Below are 13785 nucleotides of genomic sequence, written 5' to 3' on the forward strand. Positions count from 1 at the left end.
CTTCCCGCCTTCGGCCGGCTCGGCTCCGGTCCGCTCGGCTCCGGTCGGCTCGGCCCGGGCGGGGCTGCTGCCGGTTTTTCCTCCAGTGGTGGGCGCGTTGGTGCCGGGCACCGCCGTGGGGCGGAGAGAGGGGCGCGGGCTGCGGGTCTCGAGGGGGTGCGTCGCGGCCGGCTTCCGGGACGGCGTCGTGGCCGGGCGGCCCTGGAGCTGGGCGGCCCGCTCCCGGATGGCCGGGAGGCGGGCGGTCAGGGCCGCGCCGGGGCAGCTGGTGGGGAATCCGGCGTCGTGCCCGGCGAGGGCGGGCAGGGTGGCGGTGGCGCCCGCCCGGTAGCGGCTCTGGCCGCTGCTGGAGACCAGCTTGGCCCGGCCGCGCGGATCGATGTCGGCGAGCCCCAGCTTCCAGGCCGCGAGGGCGGCGATGGCGTCGGTCATGGCCCGGGGCACGGGGACGCCGGCGGTGAAGGTGCCGAGGGCGGCGATCCCGGCGGTGCGGTGGTTGAAGCCCTGGCTGTGGGCGCCGGTGACGGGCCGGTCGACGCCTCCGGCCCGGCCCTCGTAGATGGTGCCGCAGCGGTCGACGAGGAAGTTGTAGCCGATGTCGTCCCAGTGCCGGGCACCGGTCTGGCCGGCGTACAGGCCGCGGATGATGCGCGGCGCGTCGGCGCAGGCGTAGTCGTTGGGCGAGTCGGTGTGGTGCAGGAAGACGGCCACCACCTTGTCGTCGTAGCGCGGGGGCGGCTGGGTGTGCCCGGTGATGCGGTCCAGCCAGGCGGAGCGCGGCACGATGCGCGGCCGGGCGGCCCGGTGCCCGACGGGCGGCCGGGCCCCGGCGGCGGGGCGGTCGGGGCGGGAGACGGCGGCGCGCTCGGCGCCACGGGCGCACAGGACCAGCGCGCCGACGGCGAGCAGCCCGGACAGGCAGCCGAGCAGCACCAGCAGCGCCCCGGGTATCCGCCGTGCGGTACGGGGGTTCCCCGCGACGGGCCGTGCCGGGGCCTGCGGGGCTCTTCGAAGGACACGCATGATCCCACTGTCAAGCCGCCGGGCCGTACCCGCGACGCGCGCTCTGCCACCTGGCGGAACCTCGGGTCCCGGTCCGGGGGACCCGGGAGAAAGGCGGCTGCCGTGAACCTGCTGGATCTGCTGCTCGCTGTGGTGGCCGTCTGCTCCGCGGTGCCGGGATACCGGCGCGGGCTGTCGGCCGGGTGTGTCTCGCCGGCCGGTTTCACGGGTGGCGCGGCCGTCGGGATGTGGCTGCTGCCGTGGGCGACGGGCCAGGTGCGCGGTTCGGCGGCGGTCACGGCGCTCGCCGCGGTGACGCTGCTGGTGCCGGCGGTGCTGGGGTGCGCGCTGGCGGGCCGGGCGGCGCGGCGGCTGCGCGGGCGGACGGACCGGGGCCCGCTGCGGGTGGCGGACGGCGTCGGGGGCGCCTCGGTGCACGCGGTGGCGGTGCTGGTGGTGGCGGCGGTCGCGGCGGGCGTGCTGGGCGCGGCCCCGGCTCCGGCGCTCACGGCTCAGGTACGGGACTCGACGCTGCCGGGCGCGGTGCGGCAGCGGATGCCCGAGACCACGCCCGCCTGGTTCGCGCGGGCCACGTCCGCGCTGTCCGAGGCGGGTTTCCCCCGGGTGTCCGGCCCGTTCGCGGACGAGCCGGCGGCCCGGGCGGCCCCGGACGGCGACGGTGTCCCCCCGGCCGCTGCCCGGGCGGCCCGCAGCGGCACGGTCAAGGTCGAGGGGTTCGCGGACGCCGAGGGCCGCGAGGGCAGCGGGTTCGTCTACGCGTCCCGGCGGGTGCTGACCAACGCGCACGTGGTGGCCGGCATCGACCGGCCGGGCGTGCGGGTCGGCGGGGCCGGGCGGTGGTATCCGGCCCGGGTGGTGCTGTTCGACCCGGGCCGGGACGTGGCGGTGCTGTACGTGCCCGCGCTGCGCGCGCCGGCGCTGCGGTTCGCCCCGGACGCCGGGCGCGGGGACCCGGCGGTGGTGGCGGGCTACCCGGAGGACGGGGGCCTGGACCTGCGGGCGGCGAAGGTCACCGACCGGGTGCGGGCGACCAGCCCGGACATCTACGACGAGCGCACGGTCACCCGGGAGCTGTACGCGGTCCGCTCCGAGGTGCTGCCGGGCAACTCCGGGGGCCCGCTGCTGACCCCGGACGGCCGGGTGCTCGGGATGGTCTTCGCCCGGTCCGTCTCGGACGCGGGGACGGGCTACGTGCTGACGGCGGACGAGCTGACGGGCGACGCCCGGCGGGCGGCCACGGCGACGGCCCGGGTGGACACCGGGGAGCTGGTCGCCGCGTAGCGTCACCGGGGCTTCGCGCCGCCCGTGTTCACAGGGACCGGCCCATGAAGACGTCGTCGACGTAGCGGCCGTCGAGGAAGAACTCCCCCGGCAGCACGCCCTCGACGGCGAACCCCTCGGACTCGTACAGCGACCGGGCCGGGGCGTTGTGCCCGAGCACCCGCAGGGTCAGCCGGCGGGCGCCGCGCTCGCGCGCCCGGTCGACGGCGGCCCGGATCAGCGCGCGCCCGACGCCCCGGCCGCGCGCCTCCTCGGCGACGGCGAACCCCTGGATCTGCAGGACGTGCGCGTTGGAGGCGAGCGGGGTGGGGCGGGCGAGGCGGACATAGCCGAGGAGGCGTCCGCCGTCCTCGGCGACGAGGAAGTCCTCCGGGCGGTGCCGGTCGTCGAAGAACGGCGGGTACGGCGGCGCCGGCCGGGGCATGACGGCGTGCAGGGTGGACCAGACGGCCCGGTCGAGGAGGGCCAGTTCCTCCTCGTCACGGGCCTGGGCGGTACGTATGCGGGGCTCGGGCATGACGGTCACCCTATGGCGCGCGGTCCGGGTGTCCAGCGGTTTTCCGGGGTGCGGGTGGGGTCATGCTTGGGGCCATGGAACGTTCACGTATCGCGGTGGCCGGCGCGTCCGGTCTCATCGGCGGCGCCCTGGTGCGGTCCCTGGCCGCCGACGGGCACGAGGTGGTGCGGCTGGTGCGCCGGGCGCCCCGGGGCCCGGACGAGGTCCGCTGGGACCCGGAGCGGGGCCGGGTCGACGCGGCCGGGCTGACCGGGTGCGAGGTGGTGGTGAATCTCGCGGCGGCCGGGGTGGGCGACCGGCGCTGGACGCCGGAGTACAAGCGGGTGCTGCGGGACAGCCGGGTGCTGGGCACGGCCGCGCTGGCCGAGGCGGTGGCCTCGCTGCCCGAGCCGCCCCGGGTGTTCCTCAACGGCAGCGCGATCGGCTTCTACGGCGACACCGGCGAGCGGGTCGTGGACGAGGACGCGCCTCCCGGCGACGGCTTCCTGGCCGGGCTGTGCGTGGAGTGGGAGGAGGCGGCGGCGCCCGCCGAGGAGGCCGGGGTGCGGACGGTGTTCCTGCGCACGGGTCTGGTGGTGGCCCGGGGCGGCGGGGCCTGGGGGCGGCTGTTCCCCCTGTTCCGGGCGGGGCTCGGGGGGCGGCTGGGCGACGGGCGGCAGTACTGGTCGTACATCGCGCTGCACGACGAGGTGGCCGCGATCCGGCATCTCGTCGACCGGGAGGATCTGTCCGGCCCGTTCAACCTGACCGCCCCGCAGCCGCTGACGAACCGGGAGGTCACGGCGGCGATGGGGCGGGTGCTGCACCGGCCGGCGGTGTGCGCGGTGCCCGGCGGGGTGCTGCGGGTGGTCCTCGGGGAGATGGCGGGGGATGTGCTGGGCAGTCAGCGGGTGGTGCCCAGGCGGCTGCTGGAGTCGGGCTTCCGGTTCGCCTTTCCCGGTATCGAGGAGGCGATCCGCGCGGCGTAATGAGCCGATTGGCAACACGGGCGAACAAAAGTGACCGTATGCGACCTCCATGCGACCGTGCCCTGTTGATGCGCGACTCCTCCTGACCGATCACCGCCCTAACCTCGATCCGAACTCGGGTATCCGTGGCGCCAGTCGGAGGCATGGCTCCTCCACCGGCCGCGTAACCACAGGAGGGGCCTCGTGCTTGAGCCCGCGTACCAGGTGGACGTCGTCATCGTGGGGGCCGGCATCGCCGGCCTCTCGGCCGCTCACCGGCTGACCAGCGCCGGAATCACCACCGCGGTCCTGGAGGCCGCCCCGTACGTCGGCGGTCGCATGTCGACGGAGAAGGTCGACGGCTTCCGGCTCGACCGCGTCGGACAGCTGCTGTCCACGTCCTACCCCGAACTCCGGCTGACCCCGGGCCTGACCGAGCTGGCCGTGCGCCGCTTCGCGCCGGGCGTGCTGCTGCACCGCGACGGGCGCCTCCAGCGCGCGGGCGCCCCGGCGCCCGGCGGGAGCGCGAGGGGCGCACGGGGCGCACTCCATGTGGTGCGCGCCCTCGCCGGAACGCCCAGGAGTACGGCCGCCCGGGGTACGGCCCTCAGGGATACGGTCCTCGGGGTCACGGCCGCCAGGGCCACGGCGGCCCGGGCCGCGACCGGCCGGGGCACGACGGTCACGCCCGGCCGGGCCGGCGGCGCGCCGGTGGGCGGCGCCGTGGACCAGGCCCGGCTGGGCGCCGCGCTCGGCCGGCTCGCGGCGACCCCCGTCGAGCGCGTCCTGGCCCGCCCCGAGCTGCCCGCCGCCCAGGCGCTGGCCCGGCGCGGGGTGCCGGCGCGCACCATCGACGGCTTCCTGCGCCCGCTGCTGGCCGCGCTGCTGTGCGACCCGGAGCTGACCACGTCGAGCCGGTGCGCCGACCTGGCGCTGCGCGCCTTCGCGAGCGGCCGGCTGTGCGTGCCGGAGGGCGGCGCGGAGGCGCTGCCGGAGCTGCTGGCCCGCGCGCTGCCGCCGGGCACGGTGCGCACCGGGGTGCGGGTCACCTCGGTGTCCACGACCTCGGTGGCCACCGCCGAGCACGGCGAGATCCGCTGCCGGGCGGTGCTGCTGGCCACCGACGCGCGGGCCGCGGCGGAGCTGCTGCCCGGGCTGCGGGTGCCGGACTTCCATCCGGTGACGGTGCTCCACCACACCACGGACGAACCCGCGGAGGCCCTCCCGACCGGCGCCTCGCTGCTGCTGGACGCGGACCGGGGCGGGCCGGTGGCGCACACGGCGGTGCTCAGCACCGTGGACCCGAGCCGGGCGCCGGCCGGCCGGGTGCTGATCTCCTCGACGGTGCTGGGCCCGCCGCCGGAGGGCGTCGACACCGCCGTCCGCATCCACCTGGCCCGGCTCTACGGCACCTCCACGCGCCGCTGGGAGACGCTGGCCGTGCACCACACCCCCGAGGCGGTCCCGGCCATGCGCCCCCCGCACGACCCGCGCCGCCCGGTGCGCCTCCTGGCGGGCCTGTACGTGTGCGGCGACCACCGCGACACCAGCACGGTCCAGGGCGCGCTGCACTCCGCCCGCCGGGCGGCGGCGGCCATCCTGGCGGACCTGGGCGCGACGGGCTCGATGCACCGCGCGGACCCGGCCCCGGTGCTGCCGAGGGCGGCGTAGCCCCCAGGCGTGGCGTCGGGGCGTGGCTTCGGGTGGCCCTACCCGAGCGTCGCGACCTTCTCCCGGTAACCGCGCACCGGCGCCGCGTCCCGGTACGGCTCCAGCCGGCGTTCGAAGTCCTTGACGTACTCCACCGCGCGGGCGGAGCGCATCTCGGCGGCCTGCCCCGCGGCCTCCGCGGCGAGCGCGCAGGCCTGGTCGAGTTCGCCGAGGCCGAGCCGCGCGGTGGCGAGGACGACCCGGCAGAACAGCCGGCTGCGGGCGAAGGCTGGCGCCCGCAGCTGGAGGGCGCGCTCGGCGTGCTGCGCGGCCGCCCGGAACTGCTGGAGGTCCCGGTGGCAGTGCGCGAACTCGTCGGCGAGCTGCCCCTCGTCGAAGAACCGGGCCCAGTGCGGCACCTCGTCCCCGGGCCGGGCCGCCTCCAGCGCGCGCTCGGCCCGCACCAGCGCCGCGGTGCACGCCCGTACCTCGCCGAGGACGGCGTGCGCCCGCGCCTCGGAGGCGTGCAGCAGCGACTGGACGACGGGCGGGGCGCCGGTGCCGACGCCCTGCTGGGCGACCCGGGTCAGCTGCACGGCCTCCCTGCCGTGCCCGAGGTAGACGGCCTGGCGGCTCATGGTGACCAGGACGTAGGAGCCGTAGGCCCGGTCGCCGGCGGCCTGGGCGAGCCGCAGGGCCTGCACGAAGTAGCGCTGGGCGAGCCCGTGCGCGGCGATGTCGTACGACGTCCAGCCCGCCAGCCGGGTCAGGTCGGCGGCGGCGCCGAACAGCCGGCGGCCGGTCTGCTCGCCGTAGCTGCCGCGGAGCATCGGCTCGCACTCGTGCTCCAGGTAGCGCACCAGCGCCTGCCGGGCGTGGCCGCCGCCGAACCGGTCGTCGAGGGTGCGGAACAGCTCGCCGACCGAGCGCAGCGCGGCGATGTCGCCGGTGGTGACCCGGTGGCCGGGGGCGCGTTCGGCACTCGCGCGGGCGCGGGCCGCGGCCGCCGCCCCGGGCGGGAGCGGGGACCTGACCGCGCCGGGCCGGCCCTGCTGCGGCACCCGGGGCCCCGGCTCGCGGGCCACCCGGTCGTCGGGCTTGCCGATCAGCCAGTCCCGGCTGGGCACGACCAGGCCCGCCGGGGTGAAGGCGATCTTGCGCAGCTCGGCGTGGCTGCCGGAGTCCTTGCGCCACAGGCCGCTGACGATGTCGACGGCCTCCTCCGGGGTGGCCGCGAACTCCAGCCCGGCGTACACCGGCGCACAGGAGTCCAGGCCGAGATCCTGGGCGGTGAGCCGGCGCCCGAGCCGGCGGGTGAAGACCTCGGCGATGAGGGCGGGGGTGGTGCCGCGCGGCTGCTGCCCGCGCAGCCAGCGGGTGACCGATGTCTTGTCGTATCTGAGGTCCAGCCCGTGTTCCAGACCGAGCTGATCGACGCGACGCGCCAGACCCGCGTTGGAGAACCCCGCTTCTGCGATGAGCGCGGCGAGCTGGCGGTTGGGGGTGCGCTGCGCGGGTCGGTCCGTCATCTGCGGTGCGGTCTCCTGCCTTCCGGGCGGTGGACGTGCCCGGATTGCCTTTGAGCAGCCCTTATGGCTCACGAACGGCGCGAATGTAGCGGAGAGTGAGCAGACGATCACACACTTTGCGCCACCTTCATCCGATCGTGTGAGGAACGCCCGCCGGGCTGACGTGTACGGCTCGGACGTACAGTGGCGTGGGCGCGATACATGCCTGACACACCCATCGCCGAGGGAGGCGCTTGCCGTGAGTGAGTTGCGGTTCGTCCGCAGGGGATTCGGTGCCGATGCCGTCGACTACCAGGCGGCCTGGGACGAGCAGCGCCGGATCCACGCGGCCCGGTTCGCCGACGAGGTCCCCGACACCGTGATCCTCCTGGAGCACCCCCCGGTGTACACGGCCGGCCGGCGCACCGAGGACAGCGAGCGCCCGCTGGACGGGACCCCGGTCATCGACGTGGACCGCGGCGGCAAGATCACCTGGCACGGCCCGGGCCAGCTGGTGGGCTACCCGATCCAGAAGCTGCCCCGCCCGGTGGACGTGGTCGCGCACGTACGGCGGCTGGAGGAGGCGCTCATCCGCACCTGCGCCGAGTTCGGCCTGGAGACCACCCGGGTCGAGGGCCGCAGCGGCGTATGGGTGCTCGGCGACCCGGTCGAGCAGCGGCCGGCGCTCGGGGGGCTGTCCCTGGACCTCGACCCGCGCCTGACCGACGAGGAGTTCGACCCCCGGCTCAACGGCCCCGAGTACGCCCCGTCCAACGCGGGCCAGCGGCGCGAGGACCGCAAGATCGCGCAGATCGGCATCCGGGTGGCCAAGGGCGTCACGATGCACGGCTTCTCGTTCAACGTGAACCCGGACATGAAGTGGTTCGACCGGATCATCCCGTGCGGCATCCGCGACGCGGGCGTGGCCTCCCTCGCGGGCGAGCTGGGCCGGGACATCACGGTCGAGGAGGTCGTGCCGGTGGTGGAGAAGCACCTCAGGGACGTCCTGGAGAACGCGGACCTGAAGCCCCGGGAGATCGAGAAGGCGTCCGCCTGACCGTCGGCACCGGGAATGCGCCCTGCGGTCGGGAGGTTGGTCTCACCGGCAGGGCGCAATGAGCACGGGCGTACCCTGGTGTACGCCGAAGAATCGAAGTCACAGGGAGCCGACGTGTCCGCAGTCTCACCCGACGGACGCAAGATGCTGCGCCTGGAGGTCCGCAACAGCCAGACCCCCATCGAGCGCAAGCCCGAGTGGATCAAGACCCGGGCGAAAATGGGCCCCGAATACACGAAGATGCAGAACCTCGTGAAGAGCGAGGGCCTGCACACGGTGTGCCAGGAAGCCGGCTGCCCGAACATCTACGAGTGCTGGGAGGACCGCGAGGCGACCTTCCTCATCGGCGGCGACCAGTGCACCCGGCGCTGCGACTTCTGCCAGATCGACACCGGCAAGCCCGAGGCGCTCGACCGCGACGAGCCGCGCCGGGTGGGCGAGTCCGTGGTGACGATGGACCTGAACTACGCCACCATCACCGGCGTGGCCCGCGACGACCTGCCGGACGGCGGCGCCTGGCTGTACGCCGAGACCGTGCGCCAGATCCACGAGCAGACGGCCGGGCGCGAGGGCGGCCGGACCAAGGTGGAGCTGCTGGCCCCCGACTTCAACGCGGTGCCCGAGCAGTTGGCGGAGGTGTTCGAGTCCCGTCCCGAGGTCTTCGCGCACAACGTCGAGACGGTCCCCCGGATCTTCAAGCGGATCCGTCCCGGCTTCCGCTACGAGCGCTCCCTGAAGGTCATCACCGAGGCCCGCGACTTCGGCCTGGTCACCAAGTCCAACCTGATCCTCGGCATGGGCGAGACCCGCGAGGAGGTCAGCGAGGCGCTGAAGCAGCTGCACGAGGCGGGCTGCGAGCTGGTCACCATCACCCAGTACCTGCGCCCCTCCGTCCGGCACCACCCGGTGGAGCGCTGGGTGAAGCCGCACGAGTTCGTGGAGCTGAAGGAGGAGGCCGAGCAGATCGGCTTCTCCGGTGTGATGTCCGGCCCGCTGGTGCGCTCCTCCTACCGCGCCGGGCGGCTGTACCAGATGGCCGTCGAGAAGCGGGGCGCTTTCGTCGCCGCCCAGGCGGTGTGAGTCCCGCTCCGGTTCCGCGGTGTGAGCCGCGCGTGTGAATCGTCGCACAAATTGCTACTGGCCGGTAATGGCCGAGTCGACGCGGTCCCGGCCGTCCTCGCTGATGAGGGCGACCGCCGGGGCCGCGCCGTTCGTTCCGGCTCCGGCACCGGGGGGTTCACCACTGTTTGACCGGCCGGTCACGCCCTGGTAACACCAGACAGTGACCCTGGTGTCACGCCCCTGACTCCACCGCTTCGAGGGGGGATCCCGATCATGCAGGCACCACCCGTGCGCGCCACCGCCATCCCGTCCTTCACCGACGCGCTGCGCCGCGTCGAGTCCCTGCTGCTGAGCGGCGGCCAGCGCACCGCCCGCCGCAACGCCTGGACCTCCGTCCTGGAGGACCGCCGCCGGGCCAAGGACCGGGTCGAGGCCCAGCGGTTCCTGGAGCGGGCCGCCGCCGGCCGCTCCTGACCCCGCCCGGCCCCGCCCCCGGACCGGCCCCGCCGGGCACTGCCGTCGTAGGCGCTCCCGGGGGCACGTAGACTTCGTGGCATGGCGAGGAAGGAAACCGCGGCGGACGCCGCGAATGCCGGGCGACTGAAGCAGATCGCCCTCACGTACCAGATGACCCGCAAGGCCGACAAGACGATCGGCCTTGTACTCGCGGCCGTCGGGATCGGCACGCTCGGTGTCTTCCTCGCGATCGGCTTCCTGATCGGACACCCGGTCTACCTGGGCATCTTCGGTCTGCTGGTCGCCCTGCTGGCGACGGCCGTCGTGTTCGGCCGCCGGGCCGAGCGGGCCGCGTTCGGCCAGATGGAGGGCCAGCCGGGCGCCGCCGCGGCCGTGCTGGACAACATCGGCCGGGGCTGGACGACGACTCCGGCGGTGGCGATGAACCGCAGCCAGGACGTGGTGCACCGGGCCGTCGGCAAGGCCGGCATCGTGCTGGTGGCCGAGGGCAACCCGAACCGGGTGAAGACCCTGCTGGCGGCCGAGAAGAAGAAGATGAACCGGATCGTCGCGGACGTGCCGGTGCACGATGTGATCGTGGGCAACGGCGAGGGCCAGGTGGAGCTGAAGAAGCTGCGCACGACCCTGCTGAAGTTCCCGCGGGTGCTGACCGGCCCCCAGGTGACCGCCACCAACGACCGGCTGCGCGCGCTCGGCGACCTGATGAGCAACATGCCGTTGCCAAAAGGCCCCATGCCGAAGGGGATGCGCCTCCCGAAGGGCGGCCCCCGGGGGCGCTGACCCGCACCCGTACGCCATCGACGAAGCCCCGTACCCCCTCCAGGGTGCGGGGCTTCGTTGACACGCCACCGAACGGAGCATCCGGCGGGTTGTCGGCTCATCCGCTTTTAGCCTTCGGGATGTGACAAAACGCCATATTACGTACCTCGCATGCGCCACGGCCCTCGTCGGTGCGTTCGCCGGCGCCGCCCCGGCGTCGGCGGCCCACCGGACCCTCGTGGTGCACCCCGGTGAATCCATCCAGAAGGCGGTGAACGCCGCCCGGCCCGGCGACACCGTGCGGGTCCTGGCCGGCACCTACCACGAGAGCGTCACGCTCAGGACGGCCGCGGTGACCCTGCGGGGCGCGGGCCCGGACACCGTCATCCGGCCGCCCGCCGGCGCCAAGCTCGTACCGCCCGCCAAGGGGGCCACCCCCACCTGTCTCGGCTCCGGCAACGGCATCTGCGTGGTCGGCGGGAAGCACAAGCCCCTGCGGGACGTCACCGTCGCCGATCTGTCGGTGACCGGGTTCGCCAAGGTCGGCCTGTGGTCCATGGGCACCGACCATCTGACCGTGACCGGGGTGACCGCCGACGACAACGGCCAGTGGGGCATCGCCCAGGAGCACTCCACCCGGGGCGTCTTCCGCCGGGACACCGCCCGGCGCAACGGCGACGCCGGCCTGTTCCTCGCCAACAGCGTCAAGGCCGAACAGGGCGCCCAGGACAGCAAGGGCACCGTGGTCGACCGCACCCTGCTGGAGGGCAACCGGATCGGGCTCACCGTCCGCCGGCTGCGCGACCTCACCGTCCGGCGCAACCACGTCACCGGCAACTGCGCCGGCGTGTTCATCGTGGGCGACGAGAACAAGCCCCGGGCGGGCGCGCTGACCGTACGCGCCAACCTGGTCGAGCGGAACAACAAGTACTGCCCGAAGACCGCCCGGCTGCCCTACCTCCAGGGCTCCGGCATCGTCCTGACCGGCACCGAGAACACCCTGGTCTCCCGGAACACCGTCACCGGCCACTCGGGCAAGTCCCCGCTGTCGGGCGGCATCGTCCTGTTCAAGAGCTTCGTCGGTGCCACCAGCGAGCGGAACCGGATCACCGGCAACCACCTGTCGGCCAACTCCCCGGCGGACCTGGTCAACCAGGAGGCGGCGAAGAGCGGCAACGCCTTCACCCGCAACTCCTGCCGCGCCTCCAGGCCCGCGGGCCTGTGCTGACCGGACGGCCGTACCCGACCCACGCAAGGAAGGAAGGCGGCACATGACCGCACCATCCCCCGCGCTCTCCACCGCGCCGGAGCCCGGGGCACCCCCCACCCCGCCGCCGTCGATGCGGCTGCGCGAGCTCGTGTTCGGGGCGGCCTGCGCCGCCGCCGTCCGCGCCGCCGCCCGGCTCGGTGTCGCCGACGCCCTCGGCGACGCCCCCATGACCGTCCAGAGCCTGGCGGCGGCCGTGCACACCGAGCCCGGGCCGCTGCGCCGGCTGCTGCGCGCCCTGTCCTGCTACGGCGTCTTCGCCGAGCGGCCCGACGGCACGTTCGCCCACACCGAGATGTCCCGGCTGCTGCGCGAGGACGACCCGAACAGCCTGCGCGCCATCGCCCTGTGGTGCACCGAGCCGTGGACCTGGGACGCCTGGCCCCGGCTGGACCGGGCGGTGCGCACCGGCCACAACGTCGTACAGGACCTGTACGGCAAGGAGTTCTTCGAGTACCTCAACGAGGACGCCCCGGAGTCCGCCGACGTCTTCAACCGGGCGATGACCCGCTCCAGCGAGCAGTCGGCCCGGGAGGTCGCCACGCTGCTCGACCTGTCCGGCAGCGACTCGGTCGCCGACCTCGGCGGCGGGCAGGGGCACGTGGTGGCCAGCCTGCTCGACAAGTACCCGGCGATGCTGGGCTATCTGCTGGACCTGCCGCGGGTGGTGGACAACGCGCTGCCCCGGCTGCGCGAGGGCGGCGACCTGGCCGGCCGGACCCGGATCGTGCCGGGTGACATCCGCGAGGCCGTCCCGGTCAAGGCCGACGTCTACATCATCAAGAACATCCTGGAGTGGGACGACGAGTCCACCGCCCGGCTGCTGCGCAACGTGGTCGAGGCGGGCGGCCCCGGCACCCGGGTCGTCGTCATCGAGAACCTGGTGGACGACACTCCGTCCATGCGGTTCAGCACCGCCATGGACCTGCTGCTGCTGCTCAACGTGGGCGGCGCCAAGCACACCACCGCCAGCATGACCGGCCGGCTGCGGGCGGCGGGCCTGGAGGTCGGCGACATCCGCCCGGTCAATCCGTTCCTGCACGCGTTCGACTGCACGGTCCGCGGGTGAGACCGCTCCCCCACGGCACACCGGTGCCGGGTCCGCGTCACACGCGGGCCCGGCACCGGTGCTCCGGACGGGGATCTCAGACTCCGGCGTCGCGCTCCCAGACGTAGAAGCGCTGGGCCATGGCGTCCTTCGGGGATCGCCAGGTCTCGGGGTCGTACGCGCTGACGTACGCCGACAGCCGTTCGCTGACCTCCTTGAACTCGGGGTGCGAGGTGACCTTGGCGATGGCCGGTCCGGGCTCGCGTTCGGACTCGATGAGGTGCATGTACACATCGCCGAACTGGAAGAGGCTGCGCCGGACCACCCCGACGAGGTGCGGCAGCTCTCCGCGGTCGGACTCCGCGAACACCTTGGCGATGTCCGGGGCGGCGCCCGGGGCCATGCGGGCGACGATCAGGGCCTGGTGCACGGTCGTCTCCTGCTCTCCGGCTCAGTCGGCCAGGGCCGGGGCGGGCCGCCGGCCGGCCGCCGCCTTCTCGATCTTGTCCCGGATGAGGGCGAGCTGGATCTTGGAGTTCTTGTTGATGTTGTCGGTCATCCAGTCGTCGTCGACCGGCGCGTCCGGCTTCATCGCGAAGTCCTGGGTCCACACCATCCGGGTGCCGGCCGGGACCTCCTCGTAGCTCCAGTGGATGTCCATGTGGGCGAAGGGGCCGGTCTCCACCCGGCGGGCCGTGACGGTGAGGGAGTCGCGGTCCGGCTCGCGCTCGGAGACCCAGCTCCAGACGGTGCCGTTCTCGTCCGGGTGCATGGTGAGCCGGAACGTGGTCTTGGCGCCCTCCCGCTTGAGGACCTCCACCGACGCGTACTCGCTGAACAGCTGCGGCCAGCGCTCCAGGTCGTTGGTCATGTCCCAGACCAGGTCCAGCGGGGCGGCGATGGTGATCTCGTTCTGGGTGTGTCCTGCCATGTCAGGCTCCTGCCATCAGGGTCGTGTTGACGAGGTTGAGGAACTGCTGCGGCGTCTTGCAGCGTTCGGCGTCGACCGGCATCGGGGTGCCGTGGGTGTTCTCCAGCTCGCCGACGATGCCGAGCAGGCCGAGCGAGTCGACGCCGAGGACGTCGAAGCCGGTGTCCGGCTTCTCCATCAGCTGCTCCGGGCTGACGGTGACCCCGGCGGCCTTCTTCATCAGCGCGGCGAGTTCTTCCACGGTGATCTGCGGCATGC

14 protein-coding genes and 1 pseudogene are annotated in these 13785 nt (G+C 74.2%); 9 read left to right on the forward strand and 6 right to left on the reverse strand.

From position 1 onward, the window contains the following. Positions 1–195 precede the first annotated feature (195 nt). Positions 196–1023: pseudogene (locus tag IE251_RS09980) on the reverse strand (peptidoglycan recognition protein family protein); the annotation flags it as partial. 102 nt (positions 1024–1125) lie between these two features. Here IE251_RS09980 and IE251_RS09985 point away from each other — a divergent pair. Next, positions 1126–2304, forward strand: coding sequence for a MarP family serine protease (locus tag IE251_RS09985; RefSeq protein ID WP_189752535.1), 1179 nt, complete (start codon positions 1126–1128; stop codon positions 2302–2304). A gap of 28 nt (positions 2305–2332) precedes the next feature. Here the strand turns inward: IE251_RS09985 and IE251_RS09990 are convergent, their stop codons facing one another. Further along, on the reverse strand, positions 2333–2821 hold the full coding sequence (locus tag IE251_RS09990; protein ID WP_189752536.1) for a GNAT family N-acetyltransferase: 489 nt from the start codon (positions 2819–2821) through the stop codon (positions 2333–2335). Between the two features lie 74 nt (positions 2822–2895). Here IE251_RS09990 and IE251_RS09995 point away from each other — a divergent pair, with 74 nt between their 5' ends. Both IE251_RS09995 and IE251_RS10000 read left to right on the forward strand, forming a co-directional pair. Further along, on the forward strand, positions 2896–3789 hold the full coding sequence (locus IE251_RS09995) for a TIGR01777 family oxidoreductase (protein WP_189752537.1): 894 nt from the start codon (positions 2896–2898) through the stop codon (positions 3787–3789). Positions 3790–3972: 183 nt separating this feature from the next. Then, positions 3973–5439 (forward strand): NAD(P)/FAD-dependent oxidoreductase, encoded by a 1467-nt coding sequence (locus IE251_RS10000; RefSeq protein WP_189752538.1) that lies wholly within the window; start codon positions 3973–3975, stop codon positions 5437–5439. 38 nt (positions 5440–5477) lie between these two features. On the opposite strand, the gene IE251_RS10005 is transcribed toward IE251_RS10000, so the two are convergent. Further along, entirely contained in the window at positions 5478–6947 is a 1470-nt protein-coding gene (locus tag IE251_RS10005; RefSeq protein WP_030783144.1) for an NsdA family TPR-like regulatory protein, read from the reverse strand. 238 nt (positions 6948–7185) lie between these two features. Between IE251_RS10005 and lipB the strand changes: the two genes are divergently transcribed. The 6 genes from lipB (at position 7186) to IE251_RS10035 (ending at position 12617) form a co-directional block, all read left to right on the forward strand. Further along, the gene (gene lipB / locus IE251_RS10010) at positions 7186–7983 is read left to right on the forward strand and encodes a lipoyl(octanoyl) transferase LipB (RefSeq protein ID WP_189752539.1); all 798 of its coding nucleotides are present in this window, start codon (positions 7186–7188) and stop codon (positions 7981–7983) included. A 114-nt stretch (positions 7984–8097) separates the two neighbouring features. Continuing rightward, on the forward strand, positions 8098–9063 hold the full coding sequence (gene lipA, locus IE251_RS10015; RefSeq protein ID WP_030783140.1) for a lipoyl synthase: 966 nt from the start codon (positions 8098–8100) through the stop codon (positions 9061–9063). 255 nt (positions 9064–9318) lie between these two features. Continuing rightward, entirely contained in the window at positions 9319–9519 is a 201-nt protein-coding gene (locus IE251_RS10020; RefSeq protein ID WP_030616762.1) for an SCO2195 family GlnR-regulated protein, read from the forward strand. 81 nt (positions 9520–9600) lie between these two features. Next, the gene (locus IE251_RS10025) at positions 9601–10302 is read left to right on the forward strand and encodes a DUF4191 domain-containing protein (RefSeq protein WP_030783133.1); all 702 of its coding nucleotides are present in this window, start codon (positions 9601–9603) and stop codon (positions 10300–10302) included. 121 nt (positions 10303–10423) lie between these two features. Beyond that, on the forward strand, positions 10424–11509 hold the full coding sequence (locus IE251_RS10030) for a right-handed parallel beta-helix repeat-containing protein (RefSeq protein WP_189752540.1): 1086 nt from the start codon (positions 10424–10426) through the stop codon (positions 11507–11509). A 112-nt stretch (positions 11510–11621) separates the two neighbouring features. Continuing rightward, positions 11622–12617 (forward strand): methyltransferase, encoded by a 996-nt coding sequence (locus IE251_RS10035; protein ID WP_189752597.1) that lies wholly within the window; start codon positions 11622–11624, stop codon positions 12615–12617. Positions 12618–12693: 76 nt separating this feature from the next. On the opposite strand, the gene IE251_RS10040 is transcribed toward IE251_RS10035, so the two are convergent. The 3 genes from IE251_RS10040 to IE251_RS10050 are packed head-to-tail and all read right to left on the reverse strand — an operon-like array spanning position 12694 to position 13783. Further along, positions 12694–13026, reverse strand: coding sequence for a TcmI family type II polyketide cyclase (locus IE251_RS10040; RefSeq protein WP_189752541.1), 333 nt, complete (start codon positions 13024–13026; stop codon positions 12694–12696). A 21-nt stretch (positions 13027–13047) separates the two neighbouring features. Next, the gene (locus tag IE251_RS10045) at positions 13048–13527 is read right to left on the reverse strand and encodes an SRPBCC family protein (protein WP_189752542.1); all 480 of its coding nucleotides are present in this window, start codon (positions 13525–13527) and stop codon (positions 13048–13050) included. A 1-nt stretch (position 13528) separates the two neighbouring features. Then, positions 13529–13783 carry an acyl carrier protein gene (locus tag IE251_RS10050; protein ID WP_030783119.1) on the reverse strand — a complete coding sequence of 85 codons (255 nt, stop codon included), beginning with the start codon at positions 13781–13783 and terminating at the stop codon, positions 13529–13531. Positions 13784–13785: the final 2 nt, after the last annotated feature.

The organism is Streptomyces eurythermus, from assembly GCF_014649115.1.
In the GTDB taxonomy this organism is placed as follows: domain Bacteria; phylum Actinomycetota; class Actinomycetes; order Streptomycetales; family Streptomycetaceae; genus Streptomyces; species Streptomyces eurythermus.

Coding starts and splice junctions, on each gene's coding strand:
- IE251_RS09990 (WP_189752536.1), bottom strand. CDS start 2,821: ATGCCCGAGCCCCGCATACGTACCGCCCAGGCCCGTGACGAGGAGGAA.
- IE251_RS09995 (WP_189752537.1), top strand. CDS start 2,896: ATGGAACGTTCACGTATCGCGGTGGCCGGCGCGTCCGGTCTCATCGGC.
- IE251_RS10005 (WP_030783144.1), bottom strand. CDS start 6,947: ATGACGGACCGACCCGCGCAGCGCACCCCCAACCGCCAGCTCGCCGCG.
- IE251_RS10020 (WP_030616762.1), top strand. CDS start 9,319: ATGCAGGCACCACCCGTGCGCGCCACCGCCATCCCGTCCTTCACCGAC.
- IE251_RS10025 (WP_030783133.1), top strand. CDS start 9,601: ATGGCGAGGAAGGAAACCGCGGCGGACGCCGCGAATGCCGGGCGACTG.
- IE251_RS10035 (WP_189752597.1), top strand. CDS start 11,622: ATGCGGCTGCGCGAGCTCGTGTTCGGGGCGGCCTGCGCCGCCGCCGTC.
- IE251_RS10045 (WP_189752542.1), bottom strand. CDS start 13,527: ATGGCAGGACACACCCAGAACGAGATCACCATCGCCGCCCCGCTGGAC.
- IE251_RS10050 (WP_030783119.1), bottom strand. CDS start 13,783: ATGCCGCAGATCACCGTGGAAGAACTCGCCGCGCTGATGAAGAAGGCC.